This is a genomic window from Sporolactobacillus spathodeae (assembly GCF_016908935.1).
GTDB lineage: Bacteria > Bacillota > Bacilli > Bacillales > Sporolactobacillaceae > Sporolactobacillus > Sporolactobacillus spathodeae.
The window spans coordinates 1-20588 of record NZ_JAFBEV010000023.1 but is presented as its reverse complement, the minus strand read 5'-3'; the positions used below and the strand labels follow the sequence as shown (position 1 = coordinate 20588).

Here is a 20588-nt window from a genome sequence, read left to right as displayed (position 1 = left end):
ATTATCGAGTGAAAAATCTTAGATTGTAATCACGTTTTCTATCCAATTTATCCAGCTTCTGACAGTCGACGCTCTGCGGTTTGGCGTGTCTGAATCGACCGAGAGTCCGGTATCTTGAACAATTAAATATTTGGCTTGCTCTTTGCTGATAACTTCACCTTGTTCTAAGCTTTTGATCAAAGCAGTTTTAAAAACTTTGTGTTGCAGAATATCTTCGATGATCATCAGCTTTCCTTTTTTTAAATCTTTTATCTTGTTGATCTGTTGGCCTTTAGCTGTCAAAATTCTTTTGCCTGCTACATCCTTATTGGCATAGCCGAGATATTTTAATGCGTTGAAATAATAATCGGATTGACGGGGATCAAAGCCGAAAAACGCGGCAATGTCTTCACGCGTTTTTTCACCTTCTGATAAAAAACTGATCAAATTCAGGCAGCGTAAAAAGTTGTCCGCTTGAGGGAAAGGCACTTCCTTCGGCTCTGGTCGGGGACGCGTCTCTCTGATTTTTTGCTCGATCTCGGCGCGTGTTATATCTAGAGTGTTTTTAAAAGCAAAATCGATATGCCGGACTTCTTTTATCGATGAATAATTCAAGTCATCAGTAAATTCAAAAATGTGAAAGCTGAAGATATTGGCAACATAAGTGAAATAGATCGGAACAATTTTCTTACGGAGCTTCATTTGTTTGAAAAAAGTATATGGATAGTATAATTGCCGGACGAGAAAATCTTTAGGAATATGAAGCTTGGCTTCGAAGATTCCGATTTGCTCTCTATTTTCATAGGACGCGTCGATTTCAATCTGGCTGTGCGCAACGGCTAAATGCTGAGCAGCATACTTCTTTTTGCTTCCATTAATAACAAAATGCATCAGGGGACTGCCGAGTCTACCGGATATTGCGGGAAAACAAGGCGTCCCTTTAATTGTTTGCAATACATCATTGACCATGCCGCTTGCATAAGCCAAATTTAAGGCAACCGATTCGCTCGTAATGGCATAAGGGCTAACCGAATCAATCGTTTCAGGAAAAGTTTTTGGCGTTGGCTTAATCAATTCATCATAGGCGATGTCGGCATAAGCTTTGAAATGACCAATGCAGTATGTCCCTCTGGAAATCGGGAGAATCGCCAGATCATGCTCGCGAAAAATCGTTGGCAATTGGCTTTTATGATCAAATTTAGCCATTAAGCGAGCATCCACACGTTTTTCAAGCCCTTGATTCGCATTAATTTGCGCAGCGGTTATCTGAAATAACCCATTTTGATTCACCTGATTCAAGATCGAGAATTGTTTGAAAAGATTTATCCATGCATGATCAATGGCAGTCATCAAGTGAACTCCTTATAGGGATAACGATTGGTAATAATCACTTCATTAACTTTTCCACGGCCACTGCTGTTGCTATTAATCGCACGCGTGGCGCCAACGACATAGGTGGTGTCCGCATAATCACAGTACAAATCTCGGATGAGCGGCACATCAGCGTTGGAAAGCATGACAAAGCATCCTTTCTTGTCCAAACGCACAAATAAATCACGAAGCCGCTTCTGCTCCTGTTCACCAAAACCGTTTAATGTATAGCTGACAAAGGATTGTTTAATAGACGCAACCGGCGCATAAGGCGGATCGAAATAAACAAAATCCCCCTCATTCGCTTGCGCGCAAGCTGCTTCGAAATCGCCGTTTAGAATGTCAATTGTCTCTCTGTTTTTATTCAAATAGAGACTGACCGCATTTAATATTGGCTCGTTCACAATATTGGGGTTTTTGTAGTTGCCGAAGGGCACATTGAATTGTCCTTTTGAATTGACACGGTATAACCCGTTATAGCAAGTTTTATTTAAATAGATAAGCCTTGCCGCCCGTTCTGCAGGATCCATTTCATCAATCGTGCCGTTGCGGTCCAGCTCTCTAATTTTGTAAAAGTATTCTTTAGAATTATTGGTCGCATGTGTTTTCAAGAGCGCAATCAGGTGGTCAACATCATTCTGAATAACGAGATAAGCATTAATCAGTTCATTATTAAAATCATTAATGGTCAAGTGCTGCGGCTGTATGTCCATGAACACAGCGCCTGCACCGACAAAAGGCTCGTAATATCTTTTAAACGTTGCGGGATAAAATTGTCGGAGATTAGCAAGCAATTGCCGCTTGCCGCCAGCCCATTTCAAAAATGGTTGGACACGTTCATTCTTCGTCAAAGTCTTTTTCATTCCTTTTGATGGTCTCTTGTCTATCCTATCGTAAAAACGTTCGTTCGTATAGGCTGATCATGACGACACATAGGGGATGTTGCTCAGGCACGAGAAAATCATTTTTCTAAAAATGAGGGGAATGGCTCAAGAGGCCTGTAGACAAAGTGAACATCCAATCGCCGGAAGCACGTCGCCAATCTCCAGGAGGTAGCGGCCTGTGGCAAGAGGGCAATAAAGCTTATTTTCTGCAAATAAGAACTGAGCGGTTTTCCAAAAACAGTTGTTAGATTTGCTCTTTATTTCCGTGTGCTTTTTTTCTGAGCAAATAAATAAAAGAGAGGGCAGAAAGCATACTCACAGAAAGCAGCACACTGACGCGCTGATGGTCATTGAATAGCGCGCCACAGATGCTGAATAGAATGATGAGTATCCCGAAACATGCGAAAAACGGTTGGAATTTAAGCCGCCAATGTAACCCGTGGTAATTCTTTCGGTTTTTCAGATTCGACAGGAGAATGTTTAACCAATTCAATAGCAGCATGGTCCCAGCAGCTGTTGCAAGGTATTCATAGACTGTTTTTGGAAGAAAATAAGAACTACTGATCAGTACGATCAATAATAGAAAGGTAACGGCAAGGCAACGTTTTTGCTGGCTTTTGTGATTCTTCAAGAAACGGGGGGCTGCGTCATCGTCAGCCAGTGCCCCAAGAATCGTTGTCATTGAATAAAGCGCGCCAAGCATTGTTGAGAAGGCCGCAGTTAAAATAATCAGATTAAACATGCTATCGATATAGGGCACGCGGACAATAGCAAGCGCTGTGACAAAAGGACTTTGATTGGGATCAATCTGAGGGAATTTGGCGAGCGCAAGTATCGCTGCCAGGGACGAGAGATAAATAGCCAATAAGACGCCTATCATTGAAAACCCAGCTTGAAGTACTTCCTTGTCTGTTCGGCAACGATCAGCGGTAAGCCCGACAATTTCAATGCCACCAAAAGAAAGCAATGTGACAATCAGGCTTTGCCATAATCCAAAAAAACCGTTTGGAAATAGACCGGATTGAAACGGGCTATGTAGCCTTGGTGGTAAATTACTGCCTTTCAAGAAAATAATCAACGCAAAAAGAAGAAAAGCAATCAGTGCTGAAGTTTTGATGATGGCGAAAAAAGATTCAATGGTTCCAAAATTTTTCACGCCACTGAGGACAATCCCTGTTCCAACAGCTGCAAAAAGAATACACAAAAGCCAAAGCGGTACATGGGGGAACCAGAAGCGGGTAAACGTGGCAAGCGCGGTAATCTCACTAGAGACGATCAGCAGCCCAGCGAACCAGTAAATCCATCCGAAAACGAAAGCAAACCCGCTGCCATAAGCTTTTTTGGCATACGTTCGAAATGAACCACGCTCCGGATCATTAACTGTCATTTCCGCCAATGACGAAAAAACGGTCAGTGCGGTAATTCCGGAAATCAAGTAACCAATTAGCACAGAGGCTCCAGCAGCATGAATCGAGAGACTCGAACCGAGAAAGAATCCAGCGCCGATCACGGAACTGATGCCTATCAATGCCAGTTGCCACCAGCGAATACTTGCCTCCTGACCTAACCGACTGTTTTTCCTCGCTTGCTGACTAACTCGAGTCATGATTGGATGATCGATTCTTTTCACTACAGCAAATCCCTTCGACTGCGCCAACAGTTGTTTTATTATTAGTTTTTGCGAGCGATGAAAAAATATTCTGGTTAAAAAGAGATTATTTTTGTGTCGTATCGATTCATTTTTCTGGTTTCTATCAGCCGATCGCTTGTACGAGCTTCTCAGTACCACTTCCCCACTGCCCAACCTCTAGTGTGCGATTGCTACAAATTTTCTTGACCTCTATGTAGGAAATAATGTAACATAATTTTTGTACTAAGCTCATAGTGGCTTAAAGCTTTATGTGGGAACGGGGCATTAGCTCAGCTGGGAGAGCGTTGCGCTGGCAGCGCAAAGGTCAGGGGTTCGAGCCCCCTATGCTCCATTATTTGTTGCTAGGACAGTGTTTGTTTTAGGGTTGCTAAAAAAATAGATCTATATAAGGTTCATTGGTAACCCGAAATCCTCTTTGGTATCACATTTTTTGTGTCTCGCTAAGGAGGATTTTTTTGTGCTTATTGAAATAATTGAGAAAGATCTCATAGCAGAGAAAAATTTTAAGATTTGAACTTAGAAAAGCATAGTCATTGTTAAAAGAAGCTTAAGCTGGGGGAATTATTATTAATTATTGAGAACAATCATGGGCACAAAATAAATATTTGATAATGGCGCATTCGCAGCATCACTAGGATAAAATTCGGCGATTATTTAAAAATAACGAATGGACAGACGAATAACAGGCTGCGTATGAAAAATTAATTCGTGATTCAGCTGCGCTACAACCCACAAAGGCAACACTCACTAATGTATATCCACATATGGGGTTATTTTATACGTTAAGAAAGATTTCAAATTACTTAGCTTGCCAAGTTTTTCTAAAGAAATAAGAAAGTTAAAGATTTTTGCACAAAAATGGTGCACTGGCGCCTTGCGGGAAAAGTGAGCCAAGTGAGACCCCGCAGATTACTGTCTGTCCGAGGAGGCTCCCGTCCTGCCTGCGGCAAGCGAGCAGCCCGAAGCGCAATTTAAAAAAGGACTTGGCTAAGCCAAGTTTTTAATAGCGAACAATGAAAAGAAAAAGAAGTATCTTACGCTGTTGGATGAATTAACGCCTAATACAGTTTTGTTGGGCGTATACTTAGCAAAATTAGCGGTCAAATATAATGTCATTTATCTTATCCATTCTAAGATTTTCAGTGAATATATTGATAAAAAGTGAAGTGATTAAAAGTGAGGTTGTGGCATCAACAATTAATTCATTGTTTGCCGAGGCAGCAATTGTTAGGACAGCATCGAGAATGTGCGGCGCTTAGAGGGAATGGTTGGGGGAGACCTCATGCAACAGTAAACTATGTTTTTAATCATTCTCCGTATAAACTATTTCAGTTCCATATACTTGTAATTAGTGAAATGAAGAAGCGTGGGTATCATCCAGATAGGCGATGGGAGGATCCGCTTTTTAGAGGAAATAAATGTTTAAAATATAAGCAACTTGAAAGTTTATCTTTAACTTATCCTATATATCCAGAGCACGATGATCAGTATTTAAAATCCTGCTTATTAAATTTACAAAATAAAGGCATTGTCATCACACTTTAACAATTGGCTTTGTTAAAATCTGCTGTTGTTTTTCTGACCCAAAGGCAATGTGTGCTGGCGCCTTGCGGGAAAAGCGAGCCAAGTGAGCCCCCGCAGATTCTCGCTTGTTTGAGGAGACGGCGCGCCCGCGGCAAGCAACTGAAAGCAATTGTTGAAAAAGGACTTGGCTATGCCAAGTTTTTCTAATACGCTAGTAAATGAATTGACTATGTTTTGATGCATTCAGTCCTACTGCTTGTTTCACTTTTCGTATGAATAAAATCTCTCTTTTTGCGCTTTCTACGACCGTGCTGAAAAAAAAGGCTGTCAAATTCTGAAAAAAAACCGGACATATTGTATGATAGATTAAGAGATAACAAGATTTCTATTTTACGGAATGCGGAGGGATCACAATGAAACCAACGTATCGAAAAGTCCTTCTTTGTCTGCTACTCGCCTTGATTATTCAGCCTCAGGTTGGGGCATCAGCAGCCGATCTGCCAAGTCATTTGGTTCTGGTCAGCAATGAGTCGTCTGCCGCAACGGGTTCGGAAACTGCAGGAACGCTGCAAGATCGGCATCTTTTTGATGTTAAGCCGCTCTCAGCAAAAAATAAAAGCAAAATTCTCGCAACAAAAAAGCACCCCGTATTGCGTTCGCTTGCGGTAGGCAATGTAAAAAAATTCTGGGTTTATAATTTGAACGATGGTACGAGCAAGCAAATTTCAGCCACGCTGCGGTATAAAGGAAGCCGCGCGATGGTTTGGGTCAAAGGGAGCGGTTTTTCCACGAATCAAGCGGCTCAGCTGGGGCAATCTTTTGATTCGACCATTTACCCGCTCGATGTGAATCTGTTCGGCAATCCTTCCGATGTGGATGGAAATGGCCGAATCAATATTCTGTGTTATGCCATTAATGATGGTCAAGGGACGGATGGCGGATTTGCGAGCGGCTATTTTGATCCGGATGATTTGACCGGCGCCAGTCAGGCCAATCACGCGGAAGTGCTTTATGTTGACACGTCGCAGGTGACTGACGGCAATCCGCTTAGCGGAATGGAGACAACGCTGGCTCATGAATTCCAGCATCTGATTAATTTCAACCAGCGGGTGCTTGTCGACAAACATAACGAGATGGTGACATGGCTCAATGAGGGGCTGGCAATGGCTGCCGAGCAGGCCTATTCTGGCCATGTGCTGCAAGATCGAATCGATTATTATAATTTGGATTCTGAAATTGCCCGAGGCCTGTCGCTCACGCAATGGTCGGACAGCTCAGACAGCCTTGGTAATTACTCGCTTGCCTACTTGTTTGTTCAATATTTGCGAATCCAAAGTGGTCAGCAGGCATTTGTTATTTACAAAGATTTGATTCATGATCCGTCGAGCGGCTATCGAGCCGTTCAAGATGTGATTCGGCGCTATATTAGCCCAACGCTGACTTTCGGACAATTTATGACAGATTTCCGGTTGGCGCTTTATCTTAACGAACCTACAGGGCGCTACGGCTTTCATGATGAGCCAGGGTTCAGTCAGATTCATAAACAGCTATTCAACGGCACTCTATCGGGTTACTCATTGAACGGCGGCGGCGCAGTGATCGCGCGGCTCAATGGGACGTCCGTTCCAGCGAATAAAGGCGCCGACCTTGTTTATATCAATTTGTCGGATGCGAATAAGGATTTTGATCCACCAGCCATTCCGTCGCTTGCGCCATTCTCTGACCATCAAACGGTGCTTTCCGGCACAGCAGAGGCCGGGAATACCGTGATTGTAACGAATGGCACGCGGACTCTTGAACAGACGCAGGCAGACAACGCTAGCCATTTCTCAGTGACCGTGCCACTTCAACACGGGGGAAGCAGGCTCTATGTATTCGCGGAAGATTCAGCGGGTAACGCTGGGCTCTCAAGGATTGTTACTGTTCTCGATCGGACGCCGCCGGCTCGGCCGCGTGTCCAACGGATCCACCGGTATCAACGCTATGTCAGCGGAACGGCTGAGCGGTCATCCAAAATTACGATCTATCATGGCCGCACGCGACTTGGATCCGGAACAGTTAGTAAACATGGAAAATTTCGGGTACGGTTGAAAAAGTTACAATCACACGGTAAGAAATTGAAAATTTACGCGACAGACCGCTCCGGCAACCGCAGCACTGCACGGATCGTCACGGTCAGATAAAAAGGTATCCGCTTCTCCAAATACTTTCAAGGAGAAGCGGATTTTTATTTCATGTTTAAGAATTATAGAGCCGTGAAAAGTTAGGCCGAATCGAAAAAGTTAGATCGAAGCCGTGAAAAGGATTTTAGCACATCACCCGCTCTTCATCAATAACATTCGCAAAAACAGGGAAAAGATATAGTGAGGATGAATGGCGGGAAAGGAGTGTCGGGATCGGTGTGGTTCTTAAAAACAGTGGATCAACTTATCGAAGAGTTGGGTGTTGATCCGCGCCGGGGACTCAGCGCGGCTGAGGTGGAAGTGCGGCTGAAGAAATTCGGACCCAACGCGCTAAAAGGCAAGCCAAAGAAAAGTTTACTCGCGCTTTTTGTTGCGCAGCTGAAAGATATGTTGATTTACGTGCTGCTCGCCGCGGCGATCGTTACTATCATCATTGGCGAGTATACCGATGCGGTGATTATCGTTTGCGTTGTTTTGCTGAACGCGGTGATTGGTGTCTTTCAAGAACAAAAAGCAGGCAAAGCGCTTGAGGCATTACAGCAAATGACGACACCGAAAGCACTGGTTCGGCGTGACGGGGAGATCCGCGAAATCAACGCAAAGGACGTGGTGCCTGGGGATGTCGTCATTCTTGATGCCGGACGCTATATTCCAGCTGATTTGCGACTGACGGAAAGCGCAAATTTGCAAATTGAGGAGTCTGCTTTGACGGGCGAATCCGTGCCCTCAGAGAAAGACGCGTCTGCCCGAATTGATGACGATCAGACACCAATCGGTGATCAGAAAAATTGCGCCTTTATGACGACACTCGTGACGTATGGCCGTGGCGAAGGGATCGCGGTGGCAACGGGCATGGCGACCGAAATGGGGAAAATCGCCAAAGAATTGGATGCGGATGAGGAAACATTGACGCCGCTGCAAAAGAAGCTCGCAGAATTGGGAAAGAGTTTGAGCGTCATTGCGCTTGTGATTTGCCTGGTTATCTTCATCGTTGCTTTGATTCAGCGGCGCAATTTGTTTGAGATGTTTCTGACGGCTATCAGTCTGGCAGTTGCGGCGATTCCTGAAGGGCTACCGGCGATTGTCGCGATTGTTCTTGCGCTTGGCGTCACGCGCATGTCGCGAATCCATGCGATCGTGAAAAGATTACCAGCAGTGGAAACGCTAGGCGCCGTGTCTGTCATTTGTTCGGATAAGACAGGGACGCTGACTCAGAATAAGATGACCGTGCAAAAAATTTACACGTTTGGTCATTTGCGTGTCGTGCCACAAGAAGGCACGGCAACAGCTGATCCGAATGAGAAAGAATTGCTGACGACGCTAATTTTGTGTACGGATGCAACGTATGAAAACGGCGAAGGGACCGGTGATCCAACAGAAATCGCGCTTGTTGCGCTTGGCGAGATCTACCATCTTGAAAAGAAGAAGCTCGTGATTGGCCGGGAACGCCAGGCCGAGCGGCCGTTCGACAGTGATCGGAAGCTCATGTCAACGGTGAATCGTCATGGGAAAAATTTTCGTGTGCATACCAAAGGCGCTATTGATAATTTGCTGAATCATGCCAATCGTGCTTGGATAGATGGGAAAATAGTGCCATTGAACGAGGAAATTGCCGCTGATTTCTTAAAAGCAGCAGAGGCGATGTCCGATCAAGCGTTGCGTGTAATCGGTGCTGCGTTCAAAGATACCGAGACGACCCTTGCACCGGAACAAATGGAGTCTGATTTGATTCTTGCCGGGCTCGTCGGGATGATCGATCCGCCGCGTCTCGAAGTCAAGGATGCGATTCAGGACGCGAAACAAGCCGGGATCACGCCGGTGATGATTACGGGCGATCATCAGCATACCGCCGCTGCTATCGCGATCGACCTCGGCATCGCGACCTCTTTGGAACAATCGCTTTCCGGTCGGGAGATTGATGCCATGCCGGAAGCGGAATTTTATGAAAAAATTGATCGCTATCGCGTTTTTGCCCGCGTGTCGCCGGAACATAAGGTGAAAATTGTCAAAGCCTTTCAGTCCCAAGGTAAAGTCGTTTCAATGACAGGCGACGGGGTCAACGATGCGCCATCGTTGAAACGTGCGGATATTGGCGTCGCGATGGGGATCACCGGAACCGATGTTTCCAAAGGCGCGAGCGATATGATTCTGACCGATGATAATTTTACGACGATCGTCGCAGCAGTTGAGGAAGGACGGACGATTTATCATAATATCCGCAAAACAGTTATTTTCCTGTTGTCCTGCAATTTCGGCGAGATTCTAGCGATATTTCTGCCAATCGTCTTTTTCTGGCCGGTACCGCTTCTGCCGACTCAGATTCTCTGGATCAATTTGATTACCGATTCGCTCCCAGCAATCGCGCTTGGTGTCGATCCCGGGGATAAAAAAGTGATGCAGGAGCGTCCACGTGATCCGAAAGAGAGCTTTTTTGCCCATGGTGCAGCCTTTCAGGCGATTATCGGCGGCCTATTGATAGGGGTGCTGACTTTGCTTGCTTTTACTTACGGTCTCAGCACCCGTGGCTACGGCCTGTATTCGAGTCACATCGCTGCGGGTGCCTTAAATGAAGCGGAAACGATGGCTTTTGTTGTACTCGCTGTCTCACAGCTGTTTTATTCGCTGTCACTGCGAAGCCAGCACGAATCATTGCTCAAAAAAGGGCTTTTTTCAAATTTTTATCTCATCGGTGCGGTAGCGGTGGGTATTCTACTGCAAATTCTCGTGATTTCGCTCCCTTTCCTGGCACGGGCTTTCCATGTACAGCCCCTAAATTTTCGGGAATGGTTGCTTGTTATCATTTTTGCACTAATCCCGCTGCTTGCCAATGAAAGCATCAAGGCAATAAGGAGAATGAAAAAAGAAAGGTAAGTTCGCAATTTATAAAAACAGGGACGCCAGAATGAGGCGTCCCCTTTTTGTTATGAGTCACTATTTATTTATTACCAGAGTAGGCCGTGCAAGCGACTTCGAGCTTCGCACCAAGCGGCAAGGCAGAGATGCCGACCGCGCAGCGTGCAGGAAGAACGTCACCAGTGAACACGTCGGCATAGCATTTATTCACCAGTTGAAAGTCGTTGATATCAGCCAAATAAACCGTCACGTTGACGACATCAGCGAAAGAGAGACCTGCAGCAGCAAGCACCGCGTGGATATTATGGAATACTTGCACTGCCTGTTCGGCGATGCCGCCTTCAGCCAGTTTTCCTGTTTTCGGATCAAGCGGTATCTGCCCGGACAAATAGACAAAATCACCGGCCTGAACTGCCTGTGAATAGGGCCCGACTGCTTGCGGTGCATCAAGGGTTTCTATTTTTTTTAACATTTTTCTCCATCCTTCCTGCTTCTAATTACTGTTATTTTAGAAGAAGGTCCAGTTTAAATCAAATGTTGTTAGAAAGAAGTTTTTATGTAAAAATGTGGCGCAGCGTGTTTGGATCCTGCGAGAAAGCGAACCAATTGAGATCCTCGCAATGCATCCCATAGGAAAACTTGAGGTAATGGTTCGCGATGAAACAAAAAAAGTGCCGCTTGAGGCACTTTTTTTCGATCCGCTACTCTTATGTTGAACAACAAGATTTACAAAGCCGTGAAGCTTTTGTCGATCAAATCGTATTCTTCTTTTGTCAGGGTGAGATCAAGCGATTGCACGAGTCCTGGAATTTGACTGGCGTTACGGGCCCCTGGAATTACAGCAGTCAGATCAGGATTCGCCAGATACCATGCCAACACTGTCTGGAGCACGCTGACATGATGCTGACGAGCAATCGGACGGATTTTATCGACTGCTTGCATTGCTTTTTTAAATGATTCACCCGTGAATTTCTCATTTTTACTTCGTGGATCGCTTTCAGCAAATATTGTGTCGCTTGTGTATTTGCCGGTGAGTAGCCCAGATTCGAGGGGGAAGTACGGGACAAAAGAAATATTCGCGTCTCTCAAATAAGGAAAAAGCTGTTTTTCTTCATCTCGGTGAATCAGGCTATAGTAATTCTCAACGACATCAACATAACCATCCTGATTCGCTTCCTTCGCTTGCTCCAGCGTGAAGTTAGAAATACCGATCGCCCGTATTTTACCTGCCTCGCGCATTTCCTGAAGCGCGCCGACTGCTTCGCTTTTTGGCGTCTTATCATCTGGGAAATGAATATAGAAAATATCGATATAATCTGTTTTCAGTCGTTGGAGCGCATCGTCCACCGATTTTTTCAGAAATTGCGGATCGTTGTTCAGAACCATTTCACCACTTGAGAAGTCATGCGCGGCCTTATCGGCGATGATCACTTGATCCCTTGGAAAATCAGCGATCACTTCACCGATTAATTCCTCAGAGCGTCCTTTCCCATACATAAAGGCTGTGTCGAGTAGTTGAATCCCTGATTCAAGCGCAGCGCGAACGGTCTCCCGACCATCTGACTCTGATAAATTGGAAAATAAATTGTGTCCACCGACTTTATTTGTACCCAGTCCAAGCGGCGCTGTCGTGACTTGGCTTTTCCCGATCTTTACACGATTCATCAATATATCCCTCCATTTCATATTTATCGCTATCACTATAACATAGCAAATGATAAAAATCCGCTTTCATGCTTGAAAGCTAGAGATTGAAAAATATTTCATGCTTGATTCTAAAAATTAAATTGTTCTCACCGGAAAAGCGTGCGCCCCCTACTGATAGGATGAAGGGGGTGAGGGACATGGCGACGAACACGATAGCTGCTTCAGCACTGGTTATGACGTTTGACGGTGGGAATGGTAGCGATGGCAAGCAGATTGTGATCACAAAATCGTTCCGCAATATCAAAAACGGTGCGCCGTATGACGACCTGTTCGCGGTTGCCCAGAAATTACAACCGCTACAGAAATACGCGCTGATTTCGATTGAACGCAACGACAAGATTGACATTACCGCTTAATCGCATGGGCAGCTGCAAGTAAAGGGAAAGGAGGCGCACGGATGAAAAAAATCGATCTCGTTTTTCTGAATGAACAAGGGAAAAGCGTCACGCTGTCTTTGAATGATCCGATGGAACCTGTGAACGCTGTTGCTGTAAAAGATGCGATGACCGAGATTATCACACGCAATGTGTTTACATCGGCAGGTGGACAGCTGACAAGCATCAAGTCGGCGCGCGTGTCGGAAAGCATCATCACACCGATTGAGCTGGGCTGAGATTACTAAAAGCCGGAGAGTGTCTGTTGCCTCTCCGGCTTTTTAAAAGTTTGCCGCGTTAAATTGCCGATAAACTGTCTATCCCTACTTTGATGTGAAGGAGGTTTGTTCAGATGGATGTTTGGCTGTCGCTGATTAAAGATGTCGGTTTCCCAGCAGTTGTGACGTTTTTTCTCTTGTATCGCATTGAAGGCAAGCTGGATGAGCTGATCGATTCTGTACGGATGCTGCCCACAGCTCAGCATAGCGCGCGTCCGGATGACCCGTTGCTCGCGCCGGTTGAGAAACAAGGTTAATCATGCACCGTTTAAGATGTCTCAAAAGCCGTCGCGCTTTGGGGCATCTTTTTTATACGGTAACAATGAAAAAAAATTCGATGGAATAAAGGAAATCCAGAATAAAATTATGATAAAAATTAAAATGTCAATATGTGAAAACGCTAAACAAATAAACAAAATGTGAACGTTGTCATCTTTGCCGTGACAAACTTGGCTTTAGTTTGTGTTGTGACCGCCTGCTGCCCGATCCTATAATTATCTTGTAAGGCGAAAGTAAGTCTTGTAAAAATTGTAAGCGGTTCAAAAGAAGGAGGAGAACAAAGATGCCAAAAGAGAAAAGTTTGAAAATAGGCATTCAGAAATTCGGCAATGCATTAAGTTCGATGATTTTGCCAAATATCGGCGCGTTTCTCGCGTTCGGTATTGTCACAGCCCTTTTTATTCCAACTGGTTGGTGGCCGAATAAACAACTTGCTGAATTAGTGGGTCCGTTTATCACCTATTTGCTACCGCTATTGATTGGTTACACCGGAGGCAAGCTGGTGTGCGGGCATCGTGGCGGCGTGGTCGGCGCAATTGCTACGGCCGGGATTATTGTCGGAACGGATGTGCCGATGTTTCTCGGTGCAATGATCATGGGTCCACTTGGCGGCTATTTAATTAAAAAGTTTGATAAGTTGATTGAAGGAAAAATAAAAACCGGTTTTGAGATGTTAGTTGATAATTTCTCATCCGGTATTTTAGGTGCTATTCTCGCAATCCTTGGTTACTGGGCATTCGGTCCGATTTTTGATACGGCAAGTTCCATACTTGCCAGTGGTGTTGAGTGGCTGATTCATACAGGCATGCTGCCGCTCGCTAGTTTATTTATTGAACCAGGTAAAGTGCTTTTCCTGAATAATGCGATCAACCATGGCGTATTGACGCCAATTGGATTGGAACAGGTCAAACAATTCGGTCATTCGGTTCTATTTTTACTTGAGGCAAACCCTGGCCCTGGTATGGGCGTTCTGATCGCTTACAGCTTCTTTGGTAAAGGAAATGCGAAAAAGACGGCACCAGGAGCGGCAATCATCCACTTTTTCGGCGGTATTCATGAAATCTTTTTCCCTTATGTTCTGATGAAGCCGCAATTGATTCTCGCAACAATTCTTGGCGGAATGAGCGGTGTCTTTACGTTGGTCACGCTGCACGGTGGCTTGGTTGGTCCGGCATCTCCAGGGAGTATTATCGCTGTACTGCTTGTTACACCTAAATCTGTGCCGATTTTTCTAGCGAATATCGCTGATGTTCTCGTTTCATTTACGGTTTCCTTCTTGATTTCCAGCTTCATTTTGAAATTGGATAAGAGCGCTGCAGGTGATTTGGATGAAGCAACGAAAAAAATGGAAGCGCTTAAGGGAAAGAAAAGTTCAATATCGGATGTGCTTACGCAAACCAACACACTTGACCCAGGCTCAGTTGAAAAAATTGTCTTTGCTTGTGACGCAGGAATGGGTTCGAGCGCGATGGGTGCTTCGCTCTTGAAAAAGAAAATCAAAGCTGCGGGTCTTGATATTTATGTAACGAATGTTGCGGTCAGCTCCATTCCTAATGACGCTCAGATTGTTGTCACTCAGGAAGGTTTAACCGGTCGGGCAAAGGAACGGGCACCGCAAGCCTACCATGTGAGTGTGGATAATTTTCTCGATAGTTCCAAATACGATGCGTTAATTAATCTTTTACTGACAAAAAAAGAGGCCTCGGAACTTGGAACGAAGGCAGTGGCGCAGGATCAGGACGCTGCACAGGATGAACTTGTTCTGAAAAAGTCAGATATCTATTTGGATCGGAAATTTTCCAGCAAAGAAGAGGCGATTCGCTTCGCGGGTCAGGCGCTAGTCGATAACGGCTATGTGATGCCTTCCTATATCGATGGAATGATTGAACGTGATAAAGATATGTCGACATATATGGGCAATGAAATAGCCATTCCACATGGCACAGAAGAGGCGAAGAAAGACATACTTGATTCGGGCGTGGTAATTGTTCAGGTTCCCGATGGCGTATCTTTCGACGGCAATAAGGTGCATCTCGTCTTTGGTATCGCTGGCAAAAATAACAGTCATTTGAGCATTCTGTCTAAAATTGCCGTTGCTTGTTCAGAAATCAGCAATGTGCGCAAAATGGCGGACGCCCAGACTAAGGAACAATTGTTGCACGTGATTGAAGAGGCGATCAAGGAAAAGGCATGATTAGTGTTCTATAATTAAGGAAAAATCCTTAGCAGGGCAGTGGGGAGACAGAGAACACGATGTTTTTAACAAACCGTGAAAAGGCGATCATTGAGCTTCTGCTCAAGACGAGTGGGAGACATACGACTTTATCCATCGCTTCTTACCTGCAAGTCAGTGTAAGAACCGTGATACGTGATCTGAAGAAAATCGAGAAAACACTTGATCCACTTGGTTTACGCTTGGAGCAGGAGAAAAATAATAGCCTGCGGATCACGGGTCCTGATCAATCGGTTTATAAGCTTGTTCAGAAGCTCTCAACGATTCAACCGCTCGATTTGTCAACGAAGGAACGCAGGCTGCTTTTGCTACTTGAGGCGATGCGGCAGAATGAGCCGATAAAAATCGGTCCACTGGCTAAGGATCTCGGCATATCCGTGACAACACTTGCTTCCTATTTGAATGATTTGGATGAATGGCTTAAGGATTTTGACCTCTCACTCGTACGTAAGCGCGGTGTCGGTCTTCAACTGGAAGGCACCGAACGCAGCAAGCGCATGGCGCTGGGTAACTTCTATCTGACTTATTTCAATGAAGAATTAATTGAAGAAATTTTTAGAGTGAATAAACCGGAAGATGCGACCAAACGCTTGATTCTCCATTATTTCAAGCCAAATTATTTGGCCGAAATTGATCGGGTGACAAGAAAATATATCCGCGAAATGTATGCAGAACTGGCAGATAGCGACTATATCGGTTTCCTGCTGCAAGTATGCATCGCGTATCAGCGTTATGCATCTGGACATCAGATTGGAAAACCAGACCAGTTGGAAAGTAATTGGTCCGAGAACACTGAGGCCTATCCGATTATTAATCAGATTACATCGGTGCTTGAGGAAAGATTGACAATACGACTAAGCGAATGGGAAAAGACATTTCTTACGATCGTTTTGAGAAGCTCCAGGTTTCAGAATGCTGAATCACTTTATTACGATAGGGTGATTACGGGGCAGAACGTCAAACAATTGATCCAGCATGTTTCCAAAAAATTGCATTGGGATATGACCAGAGATTTCTCACTTTTTCAAGGACTGCTTGCGCATCTAGAGCCTTCGGTGTTCCGAATCCGCAAGAATATGCCGGCGCCGAACCCATTAACGGATCAGGTGAAAGCACAGTTCCCAACTCTATTTTCGATTGTTAGTGAATGTCTTGACCAGGTTTTTCCAGACATTGCCTTCCCTGACGAAGAAACAGCTTATATCGTGCTTCACTTCGGCGCAGCAATTGAACAGGGTAGAAAAGCAGCTAAGATTCGCACGTTGGTTGTCTGTCCGACCGGTATCGGCGCTTCACGAATGCTTGCAACGCTTTTGAACAAAGAATTTCCAGAGGCGGTCTCACTATCTGTTTCTTCGATAGGTGATATGAACAAGTTGGATTTGCACCATTTCGAATTGATTCTAACGACGGTACATTTGCCGAAACAACCGATTCCTTGCATTCTCGTCAATCCGCTTCTCAGTAAAGAGAACATAAAAGAAATTCGCGAGGTCATTCATGGCCTTCAGAAGCAACATTTATTACCGGTGCCCTTTTCAAAGCGTCAGAAAAAGGTGGAAAAAAAGCAAGAGCGTCCGCTTGAAGCCCTTATGAATAAGACGGAGACGGCGATTCGTTCGATTCGCGGATTATTGCGCGACTTCCAAGTGATGACGCTTCAGCAAGCAGATACGGTTGAAGAAGTCTTGCAGACGGTGATGAATGATTTAAAGGAAAAAAGGGTCGTTGGTGATCCGGATCAGGTTGTCCGTAAATTGCTGATGCGGGAGAAAGTGGCCGGTCTAGCGATTCCTGAAACGACAATGGCGCTTTATCATTGCCTGGATCAAACGGTTGACCATATCACTTTTCAAATTGCACACACAGAAACAGCATTCAGGTTGCTTAGCATGGACGGAAGCTATCAGGTGGTCAGTGACATTTTGATCCTCATCGCACCTGATCCGATGACGCCGCTCGAACAAGAAATTATCAGTACGGTGAGTGCCTCGCTTGTCGCAGATAGAGAAAGTATGTTGCTCTTTGCTTCAGCGAACGAAAAACTCATTCGCACGAAACTAGAAAACAATTTCTATCAATTTTTATTAAATAAATTATCAAAGGACTGATCATTTATGAAAAACGTTGTTCATTTTGGTGCAGGTAACATTGGAAGGGGTTTCATTGGCGCGTTGTTTGCCCAATCGGGCTACCATGTCACGTTCGTTGATATTGCAGCCGATCTTATTAATCTATTGAATACGGAAGACGCTTATTATGTAAGAACTGCCTCGGAACCGCAGGAAACGTACCAGATAACGAATATTTCAGGAATTAATAATCAGCTGGACCCGGAACGTGTCATTGCAGCAATCAACGAAGCAGAATTTGTCACAACGGCTATCGGTCCGAAAGTGTTGCCATTTATCGCGCCGCTAATTGCGCGCGGTATCGCAGCACGGACAAATACGGAAAAATTATATGTGATTGCCTGTGAAAATCAGATTAACGCGACGGATGCCTTGAAGACCGAAGTTTTGAAAGCGCTTGATCAAGAACAGATGGAAAAAATATCAGGACATGTGTTCTTTCTCAATTCTGCTGTTGACCGAATCGTGCCGCTTCAGCATAATGATGAACCGTTGGATGTCCTGGTTGAGGATTATCATGAGTGGATCGTTGAATCGAGTGAACCGATTCCCCCGATTCAAGGGATGCAGACGGTTCCTGATCTGTCCCCCTATATTGAAAGAAAATTGTTCACGGTGAATACCGGTCACGCAGTAACGGCTTACCTCGGTTATCTTGCCGGTAAGCAAAAAATCCATCAGGTTCTTCAAGACGCGGCGATCGCTGAACAGGTCAAGGCGACACTTGAAGAAACCGGTGCTTACTTGATTCAGAAACACCAGTTTGATCCGAAAGTTCATGAACAATATATTGAAAAAATCATCCATCGTTTCCAAAATCCGAAGCTTAACGATGATGTGACCCGTGTTGGGCGTTCCCCGCTGCGTAAATTAGGTGCATCGGATCGGCTCGTCAAACCGGCGGTGGAAGCATATAAACTTGGCCTTTCCTATCAACATCTGGCTCAGGCGATTGCTGCCTGCCTGCACTTTGATTATCAGGAAGACAGTGAAGCCGCAGCGCTACAGAAACAATTGCAGGAACAAGGGGCGGCAGCTGTTTTGAAGGATGTGTGCGGTTTGCCTGAAGACCACCCAATCGCTCAGGCTGTTCTCCGTGCATTCAGCCAGATGGTTAAAGTGGAACATTAAACACGCGGAAAAAATATTTTGAACAAAAAGCACAGGTTTTCATGCCGTTCGAGGCACGAGAACCTGCGCTTTTTTTTACAAGAGATAAGAAAACAAGCAGAATTTTGCTTGCATGAGGATGCCTGCGATGCGCCCGAAAGTTATAACGGGGAGATTTTCCCCTTTACGTGATTGGCCATACAATTTGATTAAAAATGCTTAAAACCATTCATTCCATAAGAAGAGTACTTGATGCCGAATAAAAAGCATCTCATTCAAAAACGCTTATCCAACGCTTTTTTCCCTTTATAATGATTGTGTTGAAACCGTTACAGATAAAAATTTAGGGAGGCATATAGCAATGGAAAATGTGAAATCAATCACAAAAATGCGGAATAGTCGTGTTTCTGTATTGATCGGAACGGTAATTGCTATGATTGCTTTAGGAACGATATATACATGGAGTTTATTTAATCAACCGCTCGCTGATCGTTACGGATGGAGTGTCGGAATGGTAGCAACCACGTTTTCGATCATGAGCTTCGCGTTATCTTTCGCTACGTTATCTGCAAGCAGTATTCAAAAAAAACTGGGCATTCGAGGACTGCTCTTGCTTACTGGAGTCAGCATGGGAACGGGGTTAATTCTTAGCTCGTTTGCTTCTTCACTCTGGACACTTTATCTTTGTGCGGGCATTCTTGTTGGCGCATCAAACGGCATTGCTTATATGACCACGTTGTCGAATGCGATTCAGAGTTTTCCTGAAAAAAGAGGCTTAATTTCAGGTATCGCTGTTGGCGCATATGGTACAGGCAGTCTTCTGTTTAAATATCTTCTTGGGTTTTTACTTGGGCATGTCGGACTGACGCAGACCTTTATTTATTGGGGAATCATCATGGTGCTCATGCTGTCTGTTGGCGCAGTAATGATTAAGGAGGCTGCCATTAATACGGTACAAAAAGCAGCAAACTTATCCAAGCAGAAGGAATATAATCCTAAAAGAATGTTGCATACGAAAGAGGCCTATCTTTTGTTCTTCGTTCTTTTCACCGCATGCATGAGTGGTTTGTATTTAATTGGAAGTGTGGCAAATATTGGCGTCACACTCGCTGGATTGACTCTGGCAAGTGCCGCTAATGCAGTTGCACTGGTAGCGATTTTTAATACGACAGGCCGAATTGTGCTTGGCACAGTATCCGATCATGTCGGACGCCTAAAAATCATTGCCGGATCACTGCTTGTTACAGCAATTGCAGCGTTAATACTCAGTGAATTTAAATTAACCTTTATCGTGTATTTTATCTGTGTCTCTAGTGTTGCCTTTTGCTTTGGCGGCAACATTACCATCTTTCCGACCATTGTTTCCGAGTTCTTCGGCCTAGAAAATCAAAGCCGCAACTACGGAATTATTTATCAAGGATTTGGTATCGGCGGGTTAAGCGTATCGTTTATCTCGGGTATGCTTGGCGGATTCGCGCCAACGTTTCAATTCATTGCGATAATGTGTATGATTGCATCGGTGATTGCACGCCTGCTTCATGCGCCAGGTACAAAACGTGTTCCTTTCTTTATCGCGCAGAAACTGCAAGAGCATGAAAGTCACTGATCAATCCTTTTGAGAAATTAAAAAAATAGCTCTCCTTCAGCTAATAATTTATTCTTGAACACAGGCTGAGGGATTATTTTTTATGTTAGGAAATTACTAGCGTTGCATAAAAATTAAAGTCTTAAATATGTGAATAATCAGAATTAGTTTGGGCCTTCTTGAATTAAAAAACTCAATAACCACTCAAGAGGTGATCTTATCCATATTTACAATATTATCCAATTAATTCAAGGGTAACAGCGACTGAGCCCTTTTTCTAAGTAATCTTTGGCTTCCTTTGAAATTTAATACGCTGAATCAGTTTTTTGCCGGATTGCCAAAGCAATGCTTTTAACCATCGGTTAAGTTTAAGCAGTGAGTGCTTTGTATCTGTTTCCTGTTGAATGAGTACCATCAAACAGTGATAAATCAAGGCAAGATATAT

General features: G+C 44.5%; 15 protein-coding genes and 1 tRNA gene. 11 read left to right on the top strand and 5 right to left on the bottom strand.

Annotation, left to right across the window (positions count from 1 at the left end; translation table 11 throughout):
* Positions 1 to 18 precede the first annotated feature (18 nt).
* From JOC27_RS10875 to JOC27_RS10865, 3 genes are all read right to left on the bottom strand, one after another.
* Positions 19 to 1329: a type II restriction enzyme gene (locus tag JOC27_RS10875; RefSeq protein ID WP_205007324.1), complete on the bottom strand. Its 1311-nt coding sequence runs from the start codon at positions 1327 to 1329 to the stop codon at positions 19 to 21.
* Positions 1329 to 2213 carry a DNA adenine methylase gene (locus JOC27_RS10870; protein WP_205007323.1) on the bottom strand — a complete coding sequence of 295 codons (885 nt, stop codon included), beginning with the start codon at positions 2211 to 2213 and terminating at the stop codon, positions 1329 to 1331. The genes JOC27_RS10875 and JOC27_RS10870 overlap by 1 nt, the downstream gene beginning before the upstream one ends.
* A 265-nt stretch (positions 2214 to 2478) precedes the next feature.
* Positions 2479 to 3864 (bottom strand): amino acid permease, encoded by a 1386-nt coding sequence (locus JOC27_RS10865; protein WP_205007322.1) that lies wholly within the window; start codon positions 3862 to 3864, stop codon positions 2479 to 2481.
* Positions 3865 to 4143: 279 nt separating this feature from the next.
* Between JOC27_RS10865 and JOC27_RS10860 the strand changes: the two genes are divergently transcribed.
* The 4 genes from JOC27_RS10860 (at position 4144) to JOC27_RS10845 (ending at position 10463) form a co-directional block, all read left to right on the top strand.
* Positions 4144 to 4216, top strand: a tRNA-Ala gene (locus JOC27_RS10860).
* Between the two features lie 845 nt (positions 4217 to 5061).
* On the top strand, positions 5062 to 5430 hold the full coding sequence (locus tag JOC27_RS10855) for a TIGR02328 family protein (protein ID WP_205007321.1): 369 nt from the start codon (positions 5062 to 5064) through the stop codon (positions 5428 to 5430).
* Positions 5431 to 5822: 392 nt separating this feature from the next.
* A complete protein-coding gene (locus JOC27_RS10850) occupies positions 5823 to 7592 on the top strand; it encodes an Ig-like domain-containing protein (RefSeq protein WP_205007320.1) in 1770 nt (589 codons plus the stop codon).
* A 186-nt stretch (positions 7593 to 7778) separates the two neighbouring features.
* Positions 7779 to 10463: a cation-translocating P-type ATPase gene (locus JOC27_RS10845; protein WP_205007319.1), complete on the top strand. Its 2685-nt coding sequence runs from the start codon at positions 7779 to 7781 to the stop codon at positions 10461 to 10463.
* 64 nt (positions 10464 to 10527) lie between these two features.
* Here the strand turns inward: JOC27_RS10845 and JOC27_RS10840 are convergent, their stop codons facing one another.
* Complete coding sequence (locus JOC27_RS10840) at positions 10528 to 10917, bottom strand: Rid family detoxifying hydrolase (RefSeq protein WP_205007318.1); 390 nt, start codon at positions 10915 to 10917, stop codon at positions 10528 to 10530.
* Positions 10918 to 11171: 254 nt separating this feature from the next.
* Entirely contained in the window at positions 11172 to 12110 is a 939-nt protein-coding gene (locus tag JOC27_RS10835; RefSeq protein ID WP_205007317.1) for an aldo/keto reductase, read from the bottom strand.
* A 179-nt stretch (positions 12111 to 12289) separates the two neighbouring features.
* On the opposite strand from JOC27_RS10835, the gene JOC27_RS10830 reads away from it, so the two are divergent.
* From JOC27_RS10830 to JOC27_RS10800, 7 genes are all read left to right on the top strand, one after another.
* Positions 12290 to 12508 (top strand): DUF1659 domain-containing protein, encoded by a 219-nt coding sequence (locus JOC27_RS10830; protein ID WP_205007316.1) that lies wholly within the window; start codon positions 12290 to 12292, stop codon positions 12506 to 12508.
* A gap of 41 nt (positions 12509 to 12549) precedes the next feature.
* A complete protein-coding gene (locus tag JOC27_RS10825; RefSeq protein WP_205007315.1) occupies positions 12550 to 12765 on the top strand; it encodes a DUF2922 domain-containing protein in 216 nt (71 codons plus the stop codon).
* 113 nt (positions 12766 to 12878) lie between these two features.
* Positions 12879 to 13061 (top strand): YvrJ family protein, encoded by a 183-nt coding sequence (locus JOC27_RS10820; protein ID WP_205007314.1) that lies wholly within the window; start codon positions 12879 to 12881, stop codon positions 13059 to 13061.
* 305 nt (positions 13062 to 13366) lie between these two features.
* Entirely contained in the window at positions 13367 to 15277 is a 1911-nt protein-coding gene (locus JOC27_RS10815) for a PTS mannitol transporter subunit IICBA (protein ID WP_205007313.1), read from the top strand.
* Between the two features lie 59 nt (positions 15278 to 15336).
* Positions 15337 to 17427, top strand: coding sequence for a BglG family transcription antiterminator (locus JOC27_RS10810; RefSeq protein ID WP_205007312.1), 2091 nt, complete (start codon positions 15337 to 15339; stop codon positions 17425 to 17427).
* Between the two features lie 6 nt (positions 17428 to 17433).
* Positions 17434 to 18579 carry a mannitol-1-phosphate 5-dehydrogenase gene (locus JOC27_RS10805; RefSeq protein ID WP_205007311.1) on the top strand — a complete coding sequence of 382 codons (1146 nt, stop codon included), beginning with the start codon at positions 17434 to 17436 and terminating at the stop codon, positions 18577 to 18579.
* A gap of 340 nt (positions 18580 to 18919) precedes the next feature.
* On the top strand, positions 18920 to 20164 hold the full coding sequence (locus JOC27_RS10800; protein ID WP_205007310.1) for an L-lactate MFS transporter: 1245 nt from the start codon (positions 18920 to 18922) through the stop codon (positions 20162 to 20164).
* Positions 20165 to 20588: the final 424 nt, after the last annotated feature.

What these genes read in the sequence shown, in the direction of transcription:
- JOC27_RS10835 (WP_205007317.1), bottom strand. Translation starts at nt 12,110, where the DNA reads ATGAATCGTGTAAAGATCGGGAAAAGCCAAGTCACGACAGCGCCGCTT.
- JOC27_RS10815 (WP_205007313.1), top strand. Translation starts at nt 13,367, where the DNA reads ATGCCAAAAGAGAAAAGTTTGAAAATAGGCATTCAGAAATTCGGCAAT.
- JOC27_RS10800 (WP_205007310.1), top strand. Translation starts at nt 18,920, where the DNA reads ATGGAAAATGTGAAATCAATCACAAAAATGCGGAATAGTCGTGTTTCT.
- JOC27_RS10810 (WP_205007312.1), top strand. Translation starts at nt 15,337, where the DNA reads ATGTTTTTAACAAACCGTGAAAAGGCGATCATTGAGCTTCTGCTCAAG.
- JOC27_RS10805 (WP_205007311.1), top strand. Translation starts at nt 17,434, where the DNA reads ATGAAAAACGTTGTTCATTTTGGTGCAGGTAACATTGGAAGGGGTTTC.
- JOC27_RS10840 (WP_205007318.1), bottom strand. Translation starts at nt 10,917, where the DNA reads ATGTTAAAAAAAATAGAAACCCTTGATGCACCGCAAGCAGTCGGGCCC.
- JOC27_RS10850 (WP_205007320.1), top strand. Translation starts at nt 5,823, where the DNA reads ATGAAACCAACGTATCGAAAAGTCCTTCTTTGTCTGCTACTCGCCTTG.
- JOC27_RS10845 (WP_205007319.1), top strand. Translation starts at nt 7,779, where the DNA reads ATGAATGGCGGGAAAGGAGTGTCGGGATCGGTGTGGTTCTTAAAAACA.
- JOC27_RS10825 (WP_205007315.1), top strand. Translation starts at nt 12,550, where the DNA reads ATGAAAAAAATCGATCTCGTTTTTCTGAATGAACAAGGGAAAAGCGTC.
- JOC27_RS10870 (WP_205007323.1), bottom strand. Translation starts at nt 2,213, where the DNA reads ATGAAAAAGACTTTGACGAAGAATGAACGTGTCCAACCATTTTTGAAA.
- JOC27_RS10875 (WP_205007324.1), bottom strand. Translation starts at nt 1,329, where the DNA reads ATGACTGCCATTGATCATGCATGGATAAATCTTTTCAAACAATTCTCG.
- JOC27_RS10830 (WP_205007316.1), top strand. Translation starts at nt 12,290, where the DNA reads ATGGCGACGAACACGATAGCTGCTTCAGCACTGGTTATGACGTTTGAC.
- JOC27_RS10820 (WP_205007314.1), top strand. Translation starts at nt 12,879, where the DNA reads ATGGATGTTTGGCTGTCGCTGATTAAAGATGTCGGTTTCCCAGCAGTT.